A 23084-nucleotide genomic window follows, 5' to 3' on the forward strand; every position below is an offset into this window, starting at 1 on the left:
GAAGACAAAAAACAGTTAAAAAAAGCAGCAGCATTGGGCGTAAAAGATTACCTAATTAAGCCCTATACAAAAGAACAGTTATATCAATCTATTATAAAAGTACAAAAAAAGGGTTAAATTACAGAAGTGGGGCAAAAGCGAACTAGAGAGCATAAATTCCCTGTTATTTCGTACTTATTTACCTCCATTCCATAAAATATCTTAGAATAAATTACCTTTTTTAAATATCTACTATCTTAGCAGTAAGCGTATTTGCACTAAATTCTCTAAAAACATCTGATCGTATAATAATACTTATGCGTACAGAAAACTTTGAGATAATTTTGGAGTTAGAGGGTAACAATTGAAGAAAAATGGCAGTCCATGTCGGATTTGGCTCGCACTTGTATGCAATAAAAGCCAACTATTGACGTTAAGAACCACAATGTTTTATGGTTTTATCCATCACATCATAGACTAAAACAAACAAAGTGATAACTACAAAAGTAAAAAGGGAACGTGTTGCCAGAAAAATAGGGCTACCGTCACCGGATGCCAAATGAATAGGAATTTATGAGTGTAGTTCGCTTTTGTCCCACTTCTGTAATTTAACCTAAGTTTGCGCAAGGCTTTTTATATGCTAGCTAATGGACGTTATTTATACGTGCTATCGTGATCTGTATGTAAGGTAAGTAAACGTAGATAAAAATCCTCCCTCAAGGCTAAAACTCTATATTTTTGAGAGAATCTAAAAGAATAAATACGTTGTCCAGCTTTTGTAGTTTTATATATAATAGCTTCCCATTTTAATCCTTGATCTTTATATAAATCATCCCAAGTTAAGCTACTTATCTTCCTTAAAGTTTTAATTAACGCTAATTGCTCATTTTTTTGAAGAAAGAATAAGTCTTTTTGAAACTCTGGGTTATTTAGATCTATTTTAATTTTAGTCATTTTCAATTTTCTTGGCTATTTCGTCAAAGTTTTCGTTTGGGTTGTTGGTTTCTGCCCAAGATAAAGCTTTATCTAATTTAGCCAAATTGTCGGCCTGATATAACCACTTTTCGGAATCTGCAATAAACTCTCCTTTCTTTATAAGCCAAGTACCTTTATCTAACTGCTCTATTAATACCATTTGACCGGCAAATTCTTTACCTAGAGATAATTGACCGTTGTTTCCTACTACTTTTACTTGTGGATGTAATGACATGGTGAAATCTTAATTTAGTATCTTAGGGATTTATTATATCACTATTATACTAAATTAGCAATAATTATAAACTTCTTGCGTTCCAAAAACTTTTTTGGCTATTAATTTTAAAAAATCCGTTCCAAAGCCAGTATCAATTGATTTTATAAAAAATATCCTGTATTTGTATTTTTAGCACATTTATTTCGTTAATTATTTTTGGAGTCTTTAAGTTTCAAACAAGTTATTAGATAAACTGAAATTATTATGATTATAGTACCGATTATCATATAAATATCAGGTCTTTCTATTGGAAACCATTATAAAATTGAAGTGCTTATATTTGTTCTTCATCAGATGACATTTCTCCTTCATGCTTTAATTCTTGTATATTTGTTATAATTGGCTTATCTTTTGTATGCTTTGAGTAGCCGTATTGGCCAGTTGTTTCTCCTATGTGAAAAGGATTTACCCGATTGTAAGCTCTTTTTAATAATGTTGATGTGCTATTACTTCCGATATTAATACCACCTACAACAAAAATCGGAACTGGAATACTCATATCAATTTCATCTTTATTTACGCTAGCGTTTAAGTATTTATGACCAAGATTTCCACTCAATCCATTACCTTTACTGATTGTAGCTCCAACACTCAAATTAGTGTTTTTTATTCCAATACTCGCACTTGCGTTATCTAATAATTTATTTTCTATATCACATCCTGTATTGTCAATGTTAACTTGGCATAAATCTGTGCTTAAATCTACACCTTTAACTTTTACACCTAAATAAGGTACAATTGTCAATTTTGGATCATGTGGATACTGATTAGCATCTAATTTAACTCTGGTTTTCCCATTAATTTGTTCTACTTTTATTTCTTTAAATATATCTCCAGCTTGTATTGAAATTGCTTTATTATTTTGTTTTAGTTCAGCTTCTACTTTTTTTTGCTCCTGTTTAAAAGTTTCAACGGAATATTCATGTATATCTGTTTCGCTATCAAGATCACTATAATTAGTGTAATTCACTGAAATCTTATTACCATGTTTAGTATAATAGAATTGGCCATCACTAATAATTGTACCATCTTTTGATTCTATCAATTTTTTAAGGAAGTCTTGTCTTTTTGATAATTCTTGTATTTTACTAGCTTGTTCACCAAAGTTTCTTTCTTTGTAACCCATACTCTTGAATTTATTATAAAGCTCTCCGTTATCATCAATCTCGATGAATCCTCCGGAAAGAATTTCATTAGGATATTTTGAGTTAACATTTCCACACTTTTCTAATAAATATAAAAAAACAGCTGCTTTATTTAATTCTTCTGCAGAAGAAGTTTTACTAATAGTGCTTCTTATAGAATCAAGTGTTTCTTTGGGTATAGTACCTTTTTTCTCCATTTCATTTATTTTATTGTTTAAATAATTCTGTTTTGATTTAGTCCCTTTGATTTGTTGAATTCTTTCTGATTCATTTAAAACTCCACCGCCCTGCATCATTAGTTCTGATTTATTATAAGATGCTAAATGATTAAAATATAATTCTATATCTTTATATTTTTCGGTATTTTCTACTTTGTCTAAGGCAGCATAAACTTTTAAATCTAAGGAATTAGCAGCCTCTATATTTTGTTTTTTAGCTTCATAACTAATAGCTTCAAACAAACAGTTATTTAATTCTTGATTCTCAAAATCTCTAACACCGTGAGGACTCCAGTGTCCCCCATTTCTAGGATCATAATCCAATTTTATAGGTTCTCCTTGGTTACTATCACCAATGATGTCATACAGTTCACCGTTCTTATATATTGCTATAGGTCTTTCTAATTTCGAAGCAATAGCACCTAAATCGGTTATATCACCTTTTTGTGTTTTGATTTTTTTACGTACTAATTCCTTTTTTTCTTCCGATAAGTGTGTAATTTTTTCATCTATCACATCATTTCCTATATTGTTTACGTTAAGTGAAATCTGATACTTACTTCTATATTGACTTGCTTCCTCTGCAAAAGTGATGCCATTAAAGTGTTCCTGAATCATTCCAGAGATGTTGCCTACTTGTTGTTCAATAAATCTGTTGGTCGCAGGCCTGATCATGTAATCATTGAAGATATTTAAAATGCTACCGATTAATTCTTCTGAAATTTCATGATAGAGCTTATTTCTTAAAAATTTATGGTCTGTAGTAAGTTGATTATGGGTTTTTTTGCATAACTCAATTATCTGTGGTTTATGCTTCTTATAATCTTCTCCTAAGTTAATATCGTTGATAGAATTAATTTTATTTTTTACTGAGCTCGATTTTATAGAGGTGACAAGTATTTTTCTTTGGCTAACATGCGTAAATCCTTCTTTAAAGTCACCGAATAATACCTTAGAATCAAATTCTCCTTTGTTGTTAATTACTCCTTGTTCATGTAATAAAATAACGATTTTCTGTGCATCTACCTCAGATATTTCATTATGATTTATATCTCGGATTAAATGTTCCAAACTATTTAAGCCGTTTTTTGAAGGATCAAATGCTTTTAGTGTGTGAGTATTTTCTAATGATTGATGAAACTGACCGTAAAAACTAAATACTAACTTACTTAAACTTGTAGTAAACTCAGTAAACTCAGATATTTTAGTGATGCTATTTAAAGTATTACCTAAACCTTGATCATAGTGACCTGCAACCTTAGGCAGTATTTGTTTTAATCCGGACTCAAAGTGAGATAACCAATGATTCTTTTGAGGATTAATTATCTCCATTGCCGATCTTTTGATATGATTTTGCCAGTGATTATTGCCAAGATAAGAGTCTATGGCTATTAAGCTATCTACAACTAAGACTGTGTTATTACTATTTAATTTTTCTGAAAAGTGCTGTCTAAAATGTTGAGCGGTATGACTTTTAATACCGTCTAATATATTTTCTATTACTTTATTTACACCGTATATCGCTAGTCTTTCTACTCCTTTTTCTGCGATTTTAACTCCTACTTGTTTAGCAGCTGTTTTCAATCCTTCTTTTAACAAACCTTTTACAACTGTTTGTTCTAATTGTTTTCCGGTAATTTTACTTGCAACACGTTTAAATCCGTTGACAGCAACATTTTTTAGAGCTTTTGCTCCGGTTACTAGACCTTCTTTAGCTGCTTTTGCGCCAGCTTTTAATGCGCTCCATCCCATGCATACCATACTTACAGTCATGCTGATTGCTTTTTGTGTTGCATATTGAGTCCAACTAAAATGGCCGGTGACTGCTGCTTGTGTAGCATAAATTAAATCGGAAATACCTTCACACATTAGTGCACTACCAATTTGCACTGCTGTGCCTGCTGAAAATACGGTAATAAATGCTCCTGCGGTAGCCTGTAATAAACCTAGACCAGCTACAGCTGTAATCTTAAGCCATGGTGTAGGAGGTTTTGAATTTAGTTCATAAAATTGGATAAGACCAGCTTCTTTTATTTGATTAATTGTTCCTTTAGAAGCTATGTTTTGATCAACAAAATATTTTAAATTTTTAGTATTACTAATCTTAATTTCATGATCTTTATTTTCTGGTCTTAAGCTGTCTTCAAGTACGGCAACGGCATGATTAATATATCCAGTAAAATTATTAATTATATCGCATCTTTCAACTACTTGTTTGTATAATTCGGTATCATTGGGATTTTTATTATTATTAGCTTGATAAACTTGAGCAAACACTACTTGTACTGCTTGCATTTGTGGAGAAATATATTGTTCTATTTTATTAGCAGCTTGTTTTAACTCAGTTAATGCTCTTTGTTTAAAGTTATGTTCTTTAAGTTGAATTAAAGCATACGCTTTATTATAATGTGCAGCAAAACTAAATACCGGATCTAGATCTATAGCTTTATCGTAGTATTCAATAGAATCTTTATATTTTTTATTATTTAATAAATCATTAGCATTTTCTATATGAGAAAAAGGGTTGTGTACTACTGTACCGTTTGTGTAACCGCTTGATAATTTAAGTTCGAAGTCTTTAAATTGATTCCAAATATTTTTGATATCTAAAGGTTTTTCTTTATCATCTAAATCAAGACTTCTTAGCCATACCCCCCATTGTTCTTCTAAGCACGTCAATTTATATGAGTTATTTTCAATATTTTTAAGACTATTCATTAATTCACAGAAATTTTTAAATAGATCATCTTTAATTTTTATTCTTTCAATTTCTGAAGATTTTATTCGTTCTAATCTTTTACTTTCTGCTTCATCACGTTCACTTTTAATATTTTCTATATTATCGTCATTCTGAAATACTCGTTGACCGTTATTCCATAATACTAACTGTGCAGTACCGGATTTTCCTTGCCTTGATGTTCTACCAAAATTTTGCTCTTCTACTCTTAAATTAGTTGGGAGAAAAGTTACACAGACATGTAACCCGCCGTTTTTTTCTAGTGCTTCGGTTGTTTTTATATCGGTCCCTCTACCTGCAAGATTAGTGGCTATTATCACATCGCCTACATCTATAGCATTTTGTATTACTTTACTATCATCGTTATCGCTTCTACCGTAAACACGAATTTTATTTCTAGGATATCCTTGTCCTATTAACTCTTCTCTTATTTTTTCCGTATCTTCAATTGTTTGACAAATAACTAGGGCTGCTCTACCTTTATTAGTTTCTTCTTGAATATTTTTGACTACGCTACTTTTCCAGTTCCAATATGAAGAAGTTACTATAGCAGGTAGCTCGATAAATTGTTTTTGTTTATAGGTAGGGACAAAAACTATATCTACTGCATAAGTATCTTTTAATAGTTCTTGAGAATCATTTGAGCCTAAAGTGCCTGTTAAACCATAGATTTTATTAGATAAAATTTCACCGTTTTGGTTTTTACTAATATATCTATTAAAATATCCTATATTAGATATAAAGCTGGTAGTTAAATTCTCAGCAGTAATTTTTAGTCCGTGCTTAATTTGTAAGAATTGATGTAATCCGTTATTCCAAGTCGTGCTAACTTGTACTACACCTGTATTTTGGTAATCTACCGGAGCTATAACGTTTTCCCCATCTCTTCTACTTTTTGCAATAACGTAATCTTCCTTTTCATTGTACGAGTGCTTAGCTCTGTAAGCTGAATCAACCCAGTCATCCAGTTCAATCTTAGCAAACTTTATTAAATGTTTAGGAATACGTAGCTGATTTTCTAAAGGTGAGCTGCTACTTTCGTTAACAATTTTTTCTACATTTGATCTTAGTAAACTTTTTGTAAAAGATCTACGATCATCAATTTCTATTATTTGGTCGGTATCGACTTCTACATCTTCAGATATAGGTAATATTTTGCCGTTTTCTATTTTTAGCTCAGGAGGTAAATATATTAATTTTCCTTCATGTCGTGTAATCTGCTTATCTAACATGTCTAATTGTTGCCATACTGTAACTAATAATATATCTAAATATTCTAAGCCGACAAAATGACTACCTAGTCTTGTGCTGCTTCCAAGATTATCTATGCACATACTATCAACTTCATCAACTATTACGGTACCGAACCCTCTATCTCCTTTAGTACTAAGTCTGTTAAATTCATGTCTTAACAAATCACCTTCAAAATCAGTTATATCACCATATACGATATTTGCTTTATAACAGTCCGGAGCATTATTTTTGCTATTATCGGTTACCGTTAATTTTAATAAGTTAAAAAAAGACTTTTTCTCTTCTGCGTCTCTAGCTGCTAATACTTCAGAACTAGTTATTATATCTACTTTCTCACCTTGTAAGGCCTTAACTGCTGCGAGCATGGCTACTATAGTAGATTTACCTTCTCCGGTTGCTATTTGGGCTATTCTTCCTTTATCATGTTTTGCATCCATCATCATTAGTAATGATAGAAGCTGTGTTGCTCTAGGTTTGTTTCCGCTAGTTATTATGTTTACTTTAGATAAGACCGCTAACATTTTAGGTAAAAATTCTTTTTCAAAAGCTCTAATTTTACATTCGTTATCTACCCATAATTCTATATCTCTTTCTTTCCAGTTTTTTATTTCTTCATAGTGATTATTTATTGCATTATACTGATTTTCTAGCTTAGAAATGTTGATTTCTGGATTACTCTCCTTAATATCTTTAAGTAAAGTTACTATATCTTTCTCTATAGTTGATGAAGAAAAGTTTGCCGAAATAGCTAATTTATGTAATTTCTTGATCCACTCACTAGGCTTATAATTACTAAATATAGAATTTATTGTAGTATTACTTGAATCGTTAAAATCTTTCTGGATTCTATATCCGCTTATTATATCAAAAGCTTGTTTTACGATATCGGTATCAACTTTTTTACTGTGAATTTCTTCTATAAGCTCCTGTGTACTTCTTAGATCCCATCCCGCTTCCAATAATTTGCATCCATTTTCTCCGTTATGTCTAAATCTATCTTTTAATATCTGTTTGGATAAGTCTTTTTCCCATTCTGATAGACTATTTTTATTTAACGGTATTCTAGATAATACAGTTTCTAGTAATCGAGATTGGCTTACATTATTTTCTTTTATGAATTCTAAAAAGGACAGTATTTGATCAATAATATTTTTATAATCCTTTTTAGGTATTGATAATTTTGAACATAATTTTTCAATCAATGCTGTATGAAATTTGTTAGATTCAAAAGATTCTAATAAATCCTTAATCTTATTTTGGGATAAATTATCATTGTTAAGATGCTTTTGTAGCAATGTTCTTAGCCAGTTAGATTGTAACTGACTAAAGCAATTGTCACTTAGAAAAGTTGGCTTATTAACGTTACTGTAATCAACAGATAAAAATTTTAGACAATCGTTGATTTGTTCTAGATTTAAAGCATATTTTTCTTTTTGAAAAATTAGTAATCTTAAAATTTGATCGCGATCTTGATCATAAAGTTTATAGTGGTTATTATTCTCAAATAATGCAAAATTCTCAAAAAACTTTGATAAACTTATATCATCAGTATTACCTCCAATTAAAAGTTTGCATAATAAAATTTCTCTAGGAGCTTCAATAATTGGAGTGCGTTTAAAAATTTTAAAATCGCTTAAATCACTACTTATAATACTACTTAAAATATAGGATTTTTTATCTTCCGGATATTGAGATAATTTATTCACTAAGCTTTCAGGTAAATATGATGTGGCAATTTGTTCCAAAATATTACTAAATTTGCTTTTTAATTCAGTATTTACATGGCTTTTTGAATAATAAATTCCTAGTGATCCAATGGCTTCTTTACTTATAAAGTCTCTATCATATTCTCCGGTTAAAGGATTAATGCAGCGTAGCATTTGTATTTGTATTGAATCCGGCAGTTTATTAAATTCTGCAATACACTTTAAACTTTTAAGAGTTTCAGATTTTATTTGAAGATCATTCTCTTCTAAGCAATCGCTGATTTTATTGTGATAGATTGTTTCTGAATTATGGGGTAATGTTATATTTGATAAAGCAGTTAGCCAATCGGAAGCAAATTTATAATTGCTAATTTTAGCAATTACCTTGTTAATCAACTCGCCAGGAAGAGCTGAGCCACTTTCTATTACACCTAATGCTACCTGACTACCTTCATAAAATAACTCTTCGTCTGAATAAGATAAGATTATATTTAGTTTCTGTATGTGATTATCGGAAAGTTCTTCCAAGCGACCTAAGCGTTCACATACTATCTTTAATACCGGTAAATTATCTTCCGTAATATTATCTTCTAGAGCAATTAAGTTTAGAACGTTAATAGGTAAAGATTGGCTCTTGCTTAAACTACTCAATATTCTAACGGCTGAATCTTTAATTTCCAATTTTGTATCGATCAATAACCTTGATAAATTATTAACTGCCGCCTCTGAGAAAATCTTTTCGTGATCTATACATTTCTGGATAATACTGCTACGAGTTAAATAATCTTCGAGATTAAATTTTTTTGATAAAAATTCGGGATTAAGATATCGTATAAGTTTTTGGTCGTTATCTATTACTAATTCTAAACAATCGACTGCGCCTTTGGTTTCTAAATTTTGTTGCAGGATTTCAATTACTTTAGGAGCTAACGGATAACCTTTTTTTATCAAACTCTGTAACTGAACAACTGCAGCAATTTTTTCTTCGTTATTGCCTATATTTAAATTTTGTAGGCACTTCTCAAATATTATATAATCACTAAGGAAAGGAGTTTTTTGAGGTATAGCGTCTATTATTCTTAATAAACTGCTATTTACTTGATTTGTTTTAATTAGTTTTTCTAAAATATTTAATTTTTTTGAATCAAACTCATATCCAGATTCTTTTATATTATTTTTACTTAAGCTATACTCTATAATATTTATTAAATTATCTTGTATATAATCATTAGAAGCAAGTAGCTTAAATATTTCATCAAAAGCTTTTTTATCAAGAATTTGATCTTTTGATGTATTCTTTAATATAATACTTAAATCATCCGCTAGATCTTTCTTAGATATGTTTTTAAGTATATCTACGCAATTCTCTATTCCTTCTTCGCTTAATTTGTAGCCCCTCTGAGTTAAGACTTTGAGGCCTTGAATTGCATAATTATAAACAATTTCAGATTGATTTTTTATTAGACAAGTTTCAAATGCCGTTATAGTGTTCTCCGGTACATACTCGGTATCTTGTATTACCTTAAATAGACTGGATACTAGGTCTGTAGAGTCTATACCTTCTTTTGACTTGAAAACGTTTATTTTAGATAATAAAGACTCTTTCTTATATAATTCATTGTTTCGTACAATTTCTCCTGCAATGACATTAGATAAATTTTTAGGTAATTCTTGTCCATTTGAAACGATAGAACTAATTAAAAGTGAACATGCTAGCTTTAATTCTTTTTCTGCCGTTAATAGTAATTGCTCTAATGTTCTGAGACAATTTTGGGTTAAATATTTGCCTGATTTAGCTTGATCTTGTAAGAATTTTAAAGATTCTATTTTTCTTTTAGATTTTTCATTACTAATTAATATTCTCGCTTCTTCTTCTATTCTTACTAAGTATTTTATATCATTTTTTAAAACAAATTTATTATGCTGATCCTCTAATATTTCTAAGGTCTTAGATCTAGTTAAATCATTGTCTGTAGATATTAAAGTATTGCTAAGAGAAGCTAGAGCCGGATCAGGAAATTTTTGTCTTTGAGAAACTTGCTTTAGAATGGTTAGAACAGGTAACGTATCTGTTTCAAGTACATACACTAAAGAATCAATTAAATTATTAGGTAATAGACAATTAGAACCGCTATTTTTTAAATAATGTTCTGTAATTTCTAGCCCTAAGCTTCTAAATTCAGGATACTGATTCTCTAAAACTAATGATAGATCTTTTGTTACTTCAGAAGAAAGTACTTTTCCATTTCTTAATAATTGTACTAAACATTCCAAAGACTGTTTTTGTAATTTAAAACTATAATTTGAGTTGACGCCTATGTTTAAAAGAGATTTGGCAGTTTTGATCTTTAAATCTATTTTATTATTTGTGCCTAAAATAGCGTACAACGCATCAACGCTTGATTCAATACTCTGATTACAAACTAAGTTATCTTCTATAATATGAATTACAGAATTTGATATTTTAACCCCGTTTCTTACAACATATCCTAATGAAAAAATAATATTATCTCTTACATTTATATTAGAATGTTTTAGTCCCTCTTCTAGTAGATCAATAATTGACGAATCGATTTGAATTTGTTTATCGTTTAATAAACTATGCTTAACTGCTTTCGAACTATACTCACATATCTCACCCAATTCTTGCTTGTTACTAATTTCTAATAAGTTATTAATAATGAACACTGGTAGTTTTTGTCCGTTTTCTGCTGCGTATGATAAGGCTAAACATCCATTTTTTTGATGTAGTATATCGTCTGATAGTAATGCTTGCTTAAGAAAGATATTGTCTTGTAGAGACAAATTCTTTTTTTGTTTTTGTACTGCTAGAGCTAATGCAAGTACTTTATTATTAAAATAACTTGTATCGGTTGAATTCAATTCAATTGCTTTTTCATAGAAAGGTATCGACTCTTGATATTTTTGTAATTTATATAAAGCATTTCCTTTATTACTGTAATAGGCAGCCTCTCCAGGTTTTATAGAGATAGCTTCATCGTATTTTTTTATTGCTTCATCGTATTTTTCCTCATTGTATAGGTTGTTACCAATCTGATTTAATGCGTAGGTTTTTTTATCTTTAGCGTAGCTATGATTTGAGTCTATTTCTAAAGCTCTATTAGCAGAATCAATAGCTTTATTGTATTGTTTTAAGCTGTTGTAAGCCCCGGCTTTGTTTGAATTATACGCTGCTTCATTTTTAACAGAGATTGCAGCATCATAATACTTAATAGCATCATCGTATTTACTCTGATTATCTAGCTCAATAGCTATTGCATTCAAAGCCGTGGCTTTTCTGTCTTTAGCAGAGCTATAATTGGAATCTATACTTAGAGCTTTATCAGCTGATTCTATAGCCTCTTTATAACGTTTTAGTTGACTAAACGCGAATGCTTTATTGCAAAAATAAAGCTTATCAGATTTAATGGTGATAGCTTTATCATAATATTCGATTGCTTTTAAATATTCTTTGTTATTATAGTATTTATCTCCTAACGCATTTAAAGCAGAAGCTTTACCGTCTTTATAAGATTGATTAGATTTTTTAGAATAAGCTTTATCAAAATATTCTATAGCTTCGTCATATCTCTCAAGATTCTTTAATGCATGAGCTTTATTACTTAAGTATAGTGCTTCACTGTATGATTTATTAGTTGTATTATAAGCTTTATCATAATATTCGATTGCTTTTAAGTATTCTTTGCTATTATAGTATTTATCTCCTAGCGCATTTAAAGCAGAAGACTTTTGATTTTTATAAAAATCTTTATCTCTATCGGCAGGGCATATATCATAAGCAGCATCATATTTTTTAATTGCTTCATCATATTGACCGGCTTCATGCAATTTATTGCCTTCTATATTTAATGCTTTTGCTTTACTATGATCTCTATTATTTTTGAACACTTGTTCACTTTTATAACCGCTAGTACATATAGTGTATGCTTCATTAAATCTGTTTATTGCTTCAGTATACTTAGCTTGGCTATCTAGTTTTATTCCTATTTGATTTAAAGCATCTGATTTATTATTTTTAAAGATATTTTCATTATTATCTTCTGAGATAGCCTTAGAAAAATATTCTAATGCTTTTTCATAATTGCCTTTATTATATTCTTCTACGCCTTGGTTGTTAAAATCAGTACCTTTTCCTCCTCCTTTAAGGCGTTGATAAATATAAAATTTTACATCACCATCGCTATAAGTTGCTAATTTTATATAAGCATCTTTAAGAAAAGCATTAAATAGCTCTGGTGTACTAATTTTTTTTAGATTATCAGGTAAATTTTTGTATTTGATTTCAATTTTTTGATTTTGTTTAATTAAAAAAGCTTTGATATTTTCAGAGAATATAATTTTTACTTTTGTATCGATTCCAACAGGAATAACTTTTACTAAATCATTATTTATATTTTTTAATTTCTTAGGATCAATATCTATTAAATCTGATTCTTTAGTTTGGTAATATTTTACAAGACTTAAACTATCTCTGCTTTGAGCTTCTTTGATCTTGCTATTTGCAGAATTTATTATATTTTGGGCTAATTTATTAATTGATTGTTTGTTATCTAGAGTTAGAGTCTTAATTATATCTAATGATGATTTAGGTAATGTTTGATACTGCAAGAGTTCTGATAGTATATTTAAGATTTCTATTTGGAGTTCATTACTTAGATTACCCTCAGTTAAAGCATAATTGAGCTCATTCATTTCTAAAGGAGATAATTTATTGGAATTTTTAATTTTTTCATTGAAGTATCTTAAACGTTCTTGAGTATCAGTTGTAATTCGGTAGAAATTTTTATGAGTTAAAAGACTACTTTGGCGATCAATTTTATCAATTATATTGGCTTTCATAAACTTTACTCTGAAATGTAACTTATAGTATGAATACTAACTTAGTATTGAACCAAAGGTACAGATTATGAGAAAGACTAATTTTATTGCAACAAGAATTGGTTTATATCTAATAAATTAAATTTTAGACATAACAAATAAACAACTATATTTAATTATCATTTTCAGAGCTGAGTTCAGCAGACTATGAAGGAGCAGTTCAGCAAAATAGGAACTATAAAATAGTAAGATATAAAAAGGTTGATAAAAAATTGCTTATCTGTATCTAAGCATTGCAACAAAATTTTTAAAAACTAATGTATCACAAACATAAAATTGTGGCTTCTCAAAATAACGTCCAACTTCTTAAATAGACCTCTTGCATAACCTAAAGGAAAGGTTAAGATTCTTTCCTTTAGGTTATGCAAGAGGTCTATTTAAGAAATATAAAATTATTTCTAAATAACTAGATATGGGATTTACATATTATTAAATTAAGGTAACCCACAAAGCTAACTCATACTATATAAGGAATTAATGTATATGCTATGAGGCGATAATTACGCCATGATTTAAGGATTATATTATAGAGTTATAAGAAATATTATCATAATAATTATATTTCTAAATCTTTTTGTAATCTGAGTAGAGCGTTTACCTTCTAATAAATGCTGCTTAATCTTATCTTGACTAATAACAGGCGATCGTACTTTATAAATAGCTTTATTTTTTGCGTTGTGAATCCAAATTTTGTTCTATGGTAGAGGTGCGAGCGTAGCCGATTTTAGTCATAAAATGTATATTTTGGATATGCTGTCGATGATTTTAGTATATTAACTAAAATTAGACCTAAAACGAACAATTATTTTGTTTAAAACTGTTCATTAAGTGATGTATTTTTTGGATGTACTTAAAACATAAATTTTAATCGTGCTTTATAGCATTGGCATGCATCTCTTCTAAAGCATCAGTTAGATATTGAGCTCTATAAGTCGTATTATTACAAATTTTATCAAGACCCATTGAAAACATGAGACTATTATTATGGTCAGAATCAGTAAGTCCTGATAAAATTTTAGATAGCGTTGTGTTATTTGCTCTTGCTGCGGCAATTAAATAGTCAAATTCACTTATTGATAAAAAGAACAAATTTTTAGCAGATATTTTAGGTTCAATAGGCAGTAATTCACTCATTTCATTGTAAAGGCTCTCTCCTGAACCTAAATAATATTGCTTATATGTTATCACTATACCGTACAGCGTTTTTACTTTATCTATTACTACTGGTTTTTTATCTAAGAGTTTATCTATAGTATGTATAATCTGTTGTACGGCTTTAATAATTTGTACTTTCAGTGCGGTAGTTCTTGATTCTTTATTTTGTATAATTCTTGACTTTTTATGATATTCGGTAGATTTGCACTCAATAAGAACACCAGTATTGTCTTCTATAACTAAAAAATCAACACAAGAATCCTTTTTGTTTAACAAGAGTTTTTCCCTAATATTTTGGGTATTATATATTATAAGTTCTTCTTTTTTATCAGATGTATAATATTCTAAAGCTTTATGTACATATCCTTCAAATATCTGACCAAATCCTCCCTCTGAAGTTACTTTGCTAAACTCTCCACACATATTAGGATCTACCTCTTTGCAAATATCGTACAGATTATTTTCTATAGCTGCGTATAATAGTCGTTTATGGTAATAGGCATAATAATCTTTAAATTTGAAAAATGGATAACGCTCAAATGGTGTTTGTTCGAATAGACGAAAATTAATATCTGTATGACTAAATTTACCTTCGTAATTTTTTATAAAATCTTTAGCACTGTTAATGCCTTTGCTTAGAAGCGTAAAAAAACCGTTGAAAGTATTAAATGTAAGAATTTTTTGTAAAATTTCACTCTTTTCGATATATGGTATCTCTATGTCACCATATTGCTCAATTAATAGCAGTAAGATAAGATATGTATATAAGAACTCCTTAATACTAATAGTAGAGAGTTTGCTAAATTTTTTGCTTAAAACGCCTTCTTTATCTAATTTAACAAACATGATGTATTGTCTAGCTAAATCTTCATAAGGTTGTTGATTCTGATACCGGAATTGGAGGAAGGCTGCTCTTCTTAGTGTTCTGAATAATATGCCTTCATCTCTACTTACGCTAGTCTGCTGTACTTGCTTCTCAATATACAATTCAATACCATTTCTGGATTTTCTAAACTTTCTACATAATTTGATAAAACAATCTTCATCTATTATTTTGTTACCAGATTGCCCATATCTATGAACCCATATACACAACGAATCTAGCTCGTAATGACTTGGTGATTTCCTGAGATTATTAATGTAGGCTTTACTGCCAATATCATATTGGCTGATTATACTTCCATAGTTAATAATCATTCTAATTAAAGATGAAGCATCGTATTTGCGTATATAAGCTATTAACTGATCATACTTTAGTCTATGAGGATTCTTCATTTTTGGCATAAGTACTAAGGTCATTACAAATGGTTCTATAGTAATAGTCTATTATAGATAATGTAAGGCACGGAAAATATACTAGATTTTACTGGTCTGTGTGAGGTATACTCATAATGACAATTTATTTATTAATTTATTGGGTGAATTGTTAAATTAGAAATTATACTTTCTAATGCAGTAAGTACTTTGTCTTTGGTAATATGTATTTATCCATTTTCTATACACTACCACCCAATATCCTAAATTTTTTATTATTTTGGAAAATATTCAACGTGGTTTTCTCCGGTGCGTCCAAAATAGACAACACGTTCTCCCAAGAATGAAACAATATATCCAATGCAGCCTGCTTTCATTACTTGTTCACGGAAACCATTGTATGTATAACCAGCTACTTTCATTTGCGCATCTTTAATAGCAGTTTGTATAGACTTGATATCAAAGTACTCTGCAACAAGTATTTTCTCTTTATGAGTCTTAAGCATTATACTTTCTCCACATGGGAGATAGTATGTAATGGTTGCACCACAGAAATCAACGATATAGCGATCAAAGCCTACTTGAGTAAGTTGTTTGACTATTTCTGGAAAATCCATAGAGCTATCTTCTGCACTTTGTTTACACAATTCTGCAACTTGCTTTTGTTGATCATTCATATGATTACTCTTGTCAGCTTATTAATTCTTTTTGTCTTGGTGGATTATAAAAGCAGGTAAGATTTAAATTTTTATGATTCATCATAAAAAATTATTGCAGTAATAACTTGATTCTGTTTACTGCATTAATGCTCATTCCTGTAGTCATGGAAACTAGTTGGAGGTTAATATTTTGTTCAAGCATTTTAATTACCAAATTAAATAGAGCAGTCTCTACATCACAAGAAATTTTAGAATTATTCATGATTTCAGTTTCTCAATTTCAGCTAATGGTAAATCAGTAAATTCCATAATTTCTTCTATAGTTTTTCTTTTAGCCAGCATTTTTTTAGCTATTTCTATAGCTTTTTTGATCTCTCCTTCAGCTCTACCTTCCTCTCTACCTTCAGCTTTAGCTTTTTCTCCATACTTTTTCAAGGTATTAGCTTCTATCCTAAGCCATTTAAGGTGCTCTTCATAAGCTTCTCTCTCAGCATCCGTAAAATTCATCACCTCTAGCACATTGATAGCTTTTTTAAGCTCAGGATTATCTAATATTTTAGGCAAGTTATCGGTTTTTAATAAATCATTCCTTGTTAGAAACGCTAGCCACACGTCTAGAGAATTTTTCACTTTTGTGAGTATATCAGATAATTCTTCATTAGAGTTATCAGCGAATTTCTTAAGCTCAATGGTATGAAGCTCTAAATCTTTAAAGTAGAGTAGGCCGCTATCCTTTTCGGTAATATGAAATACGTTATGATACTTGGCTGCATCAGGAATTGAAACAAAATTAAGGATATGGATACCTATAGCTTTAGAAAGCAAAGAATAGTCTTCGGCTACTCTTAACTGTTCGGTATATAATTTAGCCCAGTAATATAAAGCTCTTTTATCGTAATCTGCTTCGTCACTAATTTGAATTTCAATATTAAATCTTTTACCGTCAATACCTTTTGCTTTAATGTCTAGCACCGATAACTTATCTCGGTAAAAGTTTTGTGGATTGTATGGGTTAAGTAGAGTTAAATCGACTACTTGGTCTTCGTTGGATACGATAGAATTTATTAGAGAAATAAGCAGGTCTTTATTCTCTTCTACTCCGAAAATTTTCTTGAAGGCGACATCCACGCGCGGCGAAATTCTATTCATAATTAACTTATTTTACTGTATATAAACATGGCTCTAGTATAGCATAGGTAAGCCTTATAAGCTAGAGAATAACAATAAGTTTATGTATCAAATTAATAATTTTAAAGAAATAAAATAAGCTATGTATAAAGAGCAAGAATTAGCAAAGCAATAATAAAAAATATCGGGTCAGAGAGGGTTTGTTAACCCTCGTCTGCCCACAGAACCGTACGTACGGGTCACGTATACGGCTCTTCATGTTAAACGAACCCATTTGCTGCGATCTAACCAATGAGGGTAAGATTCATGAGAACGTATGAATTGTCTCATTTCTTGGATAAACCATCGATTGCCAAAAGCTTTACTCATTGCACGTGTTTGAGATAACGCCCATCGACGTTTATGAGTAAAAGCCACTGCTGCTGTAGGACGGGGCACGCCCCGTTGGATAAGTTTCTTGAAAAGATTTCGTCGGCTCTTTTGTTGGTCAATCAATCGAGACCGTAATCGACGTCGGATATGAGCTTCAATTGCGGCTAGTTGTGATGGGTACTGAGTCATCAGAAAATAACCTGACCAACCTCTGTACCACTTGTTAATCTCCTCGATCGTTTCTACCAACGTGCAATGAGTACCTCTAGGGGTTAGATCTTTTACTTTCTTCATGGCCTTAAGAATGGATTTGCGAGAAATAGCAATTATCCCTTCTACTAGTGTCATTCCCAGAAAGCTAACCTGCGAAGTTGGAGCAACTCTGCTCTTTTCCTCATTAACCACCAACCTTAGTTTCTTCTCAATAAACCTGCTCATGCTGTCCATCACACGTCGTCCAGATTTAATGGACTTTACGAAAATGTTGCAGTCATCAGCAAAGCGGCAAAATTCCAGGCCTCGTCTCTCTAATTCCTTATCAAGCTCATCGAGAACAACATTGCTGAGTAAGGGACTGAGTGGACTACCTTGAACTGCTCCTTCCTTTGATGGTTTAACGAACCCATCCTCCATAATCCCGCCACGCAGTATCTTTCCAATCAAACGTAAGATGCGTTTATCTGGAATTTGCCTACTAAGACGAGCTATGAGTCGATCATGATGGATTCTATCAAAAAATTTTGATAGGTCTATATCCACCACGATTCCTTTCCCTCTTTCTCTCATAATTTGCTGTGCTGTTTCTATGGCTTGACGTTGGTTCTTTCCTGGACGAAAACCATAGCTATACTCAGATAAGTGTGGGTCTAAAAGGGGTTCTATTAGGTTCTTGATCGCTGCTTGAACAACTCGATCTCGGACACAAGGAATTCCCAGCAATCTTACTCCACCTCTCTCTAATTTAGGTATTTCTACCCTCTTCACAGGTTGAGGTTGGTACGTCCAGTTCACTAGTTCTTCCTTAAGGCGTTCGAGTTCTATCTCCAGATTTGCCTCGAAGTCCCGGATACTCTGTGCGTCTATCCCAGCAGCACCCTGGTTCTTCTTCACATTGCAAAATCCTTCATAAAGCACATAGTTTGTACACAATGCTTCATAGAGATTTTCCTTCTCAGCCTTAGATTGGAGTTTGAGTTGTATTATGGGTGACTTATTGTTTATCATGTCGCTTTCCTTTCGCATCTTTCTTTCTCTAATCCTTCTCATCCCCATACCTGATGTCTACGTTTCAGGCGATGAAATGAGCCTTTAGGCGGATCTCATAAAGATGGCTTCTCATGATCTCCAATACGTCGTTAACATGTTCCACCCTTCGCCTTCACCTTGCGGCACTTTCTGAATGTTTTATCCTCTGGTATGTCACCATACCTATCTTCGGCATTCAGTTTTACGACTACTACGGCTTCATCTGTAGACCCTCTGTGCATACTGGCTACATTACTGCTCCAGTTAGAGCTTAAGGTGTCGTAGTTACACCGACTCACACAGACGGTCCTTCATCGGGTAAGGTTAACGGCTATTTCCGACTCATCTACCTTCTATACCCATGCAAGTTACGGAAAAGATTTCGGGCTTTGGTGGTATTGGGCACCTTACCCCTTGCATAAGCCTTTCAAAGGTTCGCATTCACTTAGATAGCTCGTTTGGTTCCAGCTTCCTCCAGATCCGTCATTGGCATATAATTGGCTGTTTTCTCCTGTTCGGCAACCACTATATGTTTCTTCAGGCACCCTTGCTTTCACCTATCAGTTCCCTCCTTTCTAGGCCTGAACGGGATTTACACCCGTTAGTCGTTAACCATGCCGATCGCACCAATGGACGCTACGCTTAAACCATTGACATATAGGATTGCTCCGCTTGCGCAACTCAAGAAGAAAGCCGAAGGAGGCTTTCTTGGGTTACTGAGGCAATAATATGATTAAACCTAATAATTACGAGGTAATAACGGTGATAACAAAAGATAAAAATACGACAACTAATAGTAAACTATACGATAGTAGTAAGGCAAAGTTTATTAGCTTTGAAGGAGGAGAGGGGTGCGGTAAGTCTACGCAGTGTAAAATGCTTTACGATTCCCTGCAATCGTTCGATATCAAGGTAGTACTGACAAGAGAAATCGGCGGTGTTGAAAGTAGCGAAGCTATAAGAAATATTGTGGTTAATCGAGAGTTACTGCCGATGTCGGAATTAATGCTAGTAATGGCCGCTAGATTTGAGCATGTGAACAAATTAATATTACCCAAGCTGCGAGAAGGTTACTGGGTAATCTGTGATCGATTTATAGATTCTACGGCTTGTTATCAAGGCTTTGCGCAAGGTGTAGGCGTGGAGAAAATATATCGGTTGCATCAGGATTTAATGTTGAATTTGATGCCGGATATTACCTTCTTCATCGATGTAGAGTCTACCAAAGCTTTACAACGAGCTTTGAGCCGTAATGATGTCAATAAATTCGAAGCTAAAAACCTAGAGTTTCACTGGCAGGTTTCTCAAGGTTTTCAACAATTAGCGGAGCGGTATAGCTCCCGGATCGCCAGAATAGACGCTGACGGTCTAGATCCTCAAGAAGTGCATCATAAAGTAATCCAATTACTTTCTTTATAATTACCTAAAGCTCAGGTTACTGCTCCGGTATATAACCAGATACAATTTTTAGGGGGTTGCATACTTTATCGGCTAATATTCCGGTAGTTACTAAGTTTTTGCCGTATTTTTTATTGTCCCAAATTTGAAACGCTAAAATCTAGTAGTATTCATATCCTCTAGATTTACGCCTTTTAGTAACGTAACTAAGAATTTGGTCTATTTCATCTTGGGTAGAACAAAAGAAAATTTTGTATCCGCCTTGCTTGCTGTTAACACTACCCCACGAGCATACCACGCTTGTACCGCCAAATAAATTTAATTGCAGATGAATATGGTAATATTTATTGTTTTTTAGCCAACGATATTGCATGAGATACAAAGACCGATTAATAGATACATTCAGGAAGCTATATTGAAGTACTGAATAAAAGAACCTTAGTCAGCTTGTCTTTATCGATAGCGGCATCTTTAGACTCTATCTTTTTACGGTTACCGTATATCATTATGAGTAATGAATATAAATATTTAAATTTTACTTTGCAGTTTTAAAAGTTCGTCTGTAGACATACCAGTGACGGAAGCAATAAGCTTAATGTCGAGGTTTTGTTTGAGCATATTAATCGCAGTTCTCTCAATTCCTCTAGCTTCGCCTCTAGCTTCGCCTCTAGCTTCGCCTCTTTTTTCACCAATCTTGATACCGTCTTGGATACCGATCTCGATACCTTCTTCTTTCCAGCTTTGCGCTAAACTAGTCATAATCTCTGCTCCTTTCTCTTTATTTAAAGTAGTTATTAACATTTTTTCCAATTCAATTTTATCACTTTGATCGATAGCAGTCAAAGTATAGTAAAGTATCATTTGTATATAGTCGTAGCCTATACTAACTTTAGTTATCTCAGGAAGAATATCGGCAATTTCCTGCCATCTTTTAAGTAATTGTCGCTCATGTATGTGCTTGAGAAAAAATTCTAATATCCCTGACCATATCCTTTTTTTAAATTCTTCATCTGGAATATCATGAACATTTACTAGTTGATAATCTGTCGTCCAAAACTGCTTAGCAAGCACTTTATTATTAAATAAATCCCATAAATTACGAGCAACATTGTAAGGTTTAGTCCCATTATATAATACTAAGGGGTATATTAAAGGTAAATGCTTGTTTTTTGGATTTTCTATTAAATAACGATCACAAATATTAATCATATATTTAAACAGACGAAAAGCCATTAGCGGGTCTGGAGTACTTTGATGCTCCAACAAGAGGTATATATAACCGTCACCGCTATTGCCTGCATTATCCAGCTTACAAGAAAATAATACATCGGAGATGCTGTTAGTTAGATCGGGTTCGATAAAACTTTCTTTCTCTAGCTTGAGAGTTTTAACATCTAGGATGCTCAGTATTTCTTGCGGTAAATGAGCTTCAATAAACTCATAAGCGACTATTGGATTCTCAAGAGCCTTACGAAATAGTTTATCATGTCTAGGTTTGTTATTGACGGTCATAATGTAAATTTTATAGGATTACGATGCATTTTTGTTGCTATGTTTGGATCGGGAACGGTGAGTTCGGAAGCCCCGTCTTTGTTTAACGCTTTAATATAACCTTTGGCAATTAGACTATTATGTATTTTTATTACCTCACTTACTGAAACTCCGAGTAATTTTGCTATTTGTGTACGGCTAATTTTAGTTGCATTCATTTTTTTACTTATATTGAATTTTATAATTCCAATACTAATTGTTTAAATTTATATAGTTCTTCCGACAAAGCGGCTTTTTTCATTTCAATAATAATTTTGGCTATAATATCACGATTTTCAGGTAAGTAATACCGCCTTGCAACTTGCAGCAAATCTTCTGTTTCTTTATGAAAATGATGTTCTTCTAAGGTATTGATATATTGATAAAATAAAGAAGACAAAGGGTGCTCTGAGAATGCCGCTAACGTATTTTGGTCGGTTTGAGTAAAATTCATAGTTTCTAACCTTTTTGTATGTTTGATCATTCATCTTTAAAAAATTCCATGAGCAATTTGGTCAACTTTTGTTTATTAAAGTTGATATTTTTAGAGAAGAATATTCCGCCTTTTTTCCAAACGGCTATGGTTTTGCCGTTTTGATTTGCTATAACTTCTTCTTCCTCGTTTTGAAAATTACCGTTTAAGATTTCGTTTATCAGTTTTTCAATACGTACGCTACCTGGCGCCTTTTTTAATTTCTTGTAACTATTCAGAGGGTGGGTACTACAGCGAATAATTACTTGTAAAATGCAATATGCCGATTCAATATGCTTAGTTTAAATTAAGCGTAGTTAACCAATTTGTTCAAATTGGTATTTATTTGTCCCAAGGTTATTTTTTAAAGAATCAACATTAGAGCAATAGCCGTACCATTCGGAGCGAAGCTTATTCCATTTTAAACCATGATTTCTAATGATCTTGCGAATATCATTACTCGGTTCTTGTTCAAACTTTAAAATCACGGCATGCTTATTTGTTTGCTCTTGATCTAATTTAGTTTTACCGATTTTAGTCCATTCATCTTTAATTGTTTGATTAGTTTCTAATGATGAAGCAATTGATAATAATGCACCGTAAAGAGTATTAGTAGGTAAATAATCTAAACCTGCTTTAGTAACTAATCCGCCTACTTCAATTAAATGCCTAGTGCGCATT

At 31.8% G+C, this 23084-nt stretch carries 14 protein-coding genes; 1 reads left to right on the forward strand and 13 read right to left on the reverse strand.

Annotated features, from left to right (window positions below; all coding sequences use genetic code 11):
• Positions 1-633: 633 nt before the first annotated feature.
• From Trichorick_RS08250 to ltrA, 8 genes are all read right to left on the reverse strand, one after another.
• Entirely contained in the window at positions 634-933 is a 300-nt protein-coding gene (locus Trichorick_RS08250) for a hypothetical protein (RefSeq protein WP_323739182.1), read from the reverse strand.
• On the reverse strand, positions 926-1189 hold the full coding sequence (locus tag Trichorick_RS08255) for a hypothetical protein (RefSeq protein WP_323739183.1): 264 nt from the start codon (positions 1187-1189) through the stop codon (positions 926-928). Before Trichorick_RS08255 ends, Trichorick_RS08250 begins: the two co-directional genes overlap by 8 nt.
• Before the next feature lie 316 nt (positions 1190-1505).
• Positions 1506-13151, reverse strand: a complete 11646-nt coding sequence (locus Trichorick_RS08260; RefSeq protein ID WP_323739184.1) for a tetratricopeptide repeat protein — start codon at positions 13149-13151, stop codon at positions 1506-1508.
• A 903-nt stretch (positions 13152-14054) separates the two neighbouring features.
• Positions 14055-15644: a hypothetical protein gene (locus Trichorick_RS08265; RefSeq protein ID WP_323739185.1), complete on the reverse strand. Its 1590-nt coding sequence runs from the start codon at positions 15642-15644 to the stop codon at positions 14055-14057.
• A 230-nt stretch (positions 15645-15874) separates the two neighbouring features.
• Positions 15875-16276: a DUF1398 family protein gene (locus Trichorick_RS08270; protein ID WP_323739186.1), complete on the reverse strand. Its 402-nt coding sequence runs from the start codon at positions 16274-16276 to the stop codon at positions 15875-15877.
• Positions 16277-16367: 91 nt separating this feature from the next.
• Positions 16368-16520, reverse strand: coding sequence for a hypothetical protein (locus Trichorick_RS08275; RefSeq protein ID WP_323739187.1), 153 nt, complete (start codon positions 16518-16520; stop codon positions 16368-16370).
• On the reverse strand, positions 16517-17407 hold the full coding sequence (locus Trichorick_RS08280; RefSeq protein WP_323739188.1) for an Rpn family recombination-promoting nuclease/putative transposase: 891 nt from the start codon (positions 17405-17407) through the stop codon (positions 16517-16519). The genes Trichorick_RS08275 and Trichorick_RS08280 overlap by 4 nt, the downstream gene beginning before the upstream one ends.
• A gap of 234 nt (positions 17408-17641) precedes the next feature.
• Positions 17642-19000 carry a group II intron reverse transcriptase/maturase gene (ltrA, locus tag Trichorick_RS08285; protein WP_323739189.1) on the reverse strand — a complete coding sequence of 453 codons (1359 nt, stop codon included), beginning with the start codon at positions 18998-19000 and terminating at the stop codon, positions 17642-17644.
• Positions 19001-19732: 732 nt separating this feature from the next.
• Here ltrA and tmk point away from each other — a divergent pair.
• Entirely contained in the window at positions 19733-20422 is a 690-nt protein-coding gene (gene tmk, locus Trichorick_RS08290) for a dTMP kinase (RefSeq protein ID WP_323739190.1), read from the forward strand.
• A gap of 139 nt (positions 20423-20561) precedes the next feature.
• Here tmk and Trichorick_RS08295 read toward each other — a convergent pair whose 3' ends face one another.
• The 5 genes from Trichorick_RS08295 to Trichorick_RS08315 form a co-directional block, all read right to left on the reverse strand.
• Complete coding sequence (locus tag Trichorick_RS08295; RefSeq protein WP_323739191.1) at positions 20562-20774, reverse strand: WGR domain-containing protein; 213 nt, start codon at positions 20772-20774, stop codon at positions 20562-20564.
• Between the two features lie 155 nt (positions 20775-20929).
• Positions 20930-21913 (reverse strand): Rpn family recombination-promoting nuclease/putative transposase, encoded by a 984-nt coding sequence (locus Trichorick_RS08300; protein WP_323739192.1) that lies wholly within the window; start codon positions 21911-21913, stop codon positions 20930-20932.
• Positions 21910-22110 (reverse strand): hypothetical protein, encoded by a 201-nt coding sequence (locus tag Trichorick_RS08305; RefSeq protein ID WP_323739193.1) that lies wholly within the window; start codon positions 22108-22110, stop codon positions 21910-21912. The genes Trichorick_RS08300 and Trichorick_RS08305 overlap by 4 nt, the downstream gene beginning before the upstream one ends.
• Positions 22111-22130: 20 nt before the next feature.
• A complete protein-coding gene (locus Trichorick_RS08310; RefSeq protein ID WP_323739194.1) occupies positions 22131-22415 on the reverse strand; it encodes a hypothetical protein in 285 nt (94 codons plus the stop codon).
• Positions 22416-22720: 305 nt separating this feature from the next.
• On the reverse strand, positions 22721-23084 hold a 364-nt coding region (locus Trichorick_RS08315; RefSeq protein WP_323739195.1), incomplete at its 5' end, for a conjugal transfer protein TraD.

It is taken from the genome of Candidatus Trichorickettsia mobilis, assembly GCF_034366785.1.
Classification (GTDB): domain Bacteria; phylum Pseudomonadota; class Alphaproteobacteria; order Rickettsiales; family Rickettsiaceae; genus Trichorickettsia; species Trichorickettsia mobilis_A.

Coding starts and splice junctions, on each gene's coding strand:
- Trichorick_RS08250 (WP_323739182.1), bottom strand. CDS start 933: ATGACTAAAATTAAAATAGATCTAAATAACCCAGAGTTTCAAAAAGAC.
- Trichorick_RS08255 (WP_323739183.1), bottom strand. CDS start 1,189: ATGTCATTACATCCACAAGTAAAAGTAGTAGGAAACAACGGTCAATTA.
- Trichorick_RS08260 (WP_323739184.1), bottom strand. CDS start 13,151: ATGAAAGCCAATATAATTGATAAAATTGATCGCCAAAGTAGTCTTTTA.
- Trichorick_RS08265 (WP_323739185.1), bottom strand. CDS start 15,644: ATGACCTTAGTACTTATGCCAAAAATGAAGAATCCTCATAGACTAAAG.
- Trichorick_RS08270 (WP_323739186.1), bottom strand. CDS start 16,276: ATGAATGATCAACAAAAGCAAGTTGCAGAATTGTGTAAACAAAGTGCA.
- Trichorick_RS08275 (WP_323739187.1), bottom strand. CDS start 16,520: ATGAATAATTCTAAAATTTCTTGTGATGTAGAGACTGCTCTATTTAAT.
- Trichorick_RS08280 (WP_323739188.1), bottom strand. CDS start 17,407: ATGAATAGAATTTCGCCGCGCGTGGATGTCGCCTTCAAGAAAATTTTC.
- ltrA (WP_323739189.1), bottom strand. CDS start 19,000: ATGCGAAAGGAAAGCGACATGATAAACAATAAGTCACCCATAATACAA.
- tmk (WP_323739190.1), top strand. CDS start 19,733: ATGATTAAACCTAATAATTACGAGGTAATAACGGTGATAACAAAAGAT.
- Trichorick_RS08295 (WP_323739191.1), bottom strand. CDS start 20,774: ATGCAATATCGTTGGCTAAAAAACAATAAATATTACCATATTCATCTG.
- Trichorick_RS08300 (WP_323739192.1), bottom strand. CDS start 21,913: ATGACCGTCAATAACAAACCTAGACATGATAAACTATTTCGTAAGGCT.
- Trichorick_RS08305 (WP_323739193.1), bottom strand. CDS start 22,110: ATGAATGCAACTAAAATTAGCCGTACACAAATAGCAAAATTACTCGGA.
- Trichorick_RS08310 (WP_323739194.1), bottom strand. CDS start 22,415: ATGATCAAACATACAAAAAGGTTAGAAACTATGAATTTTACTCAAACC.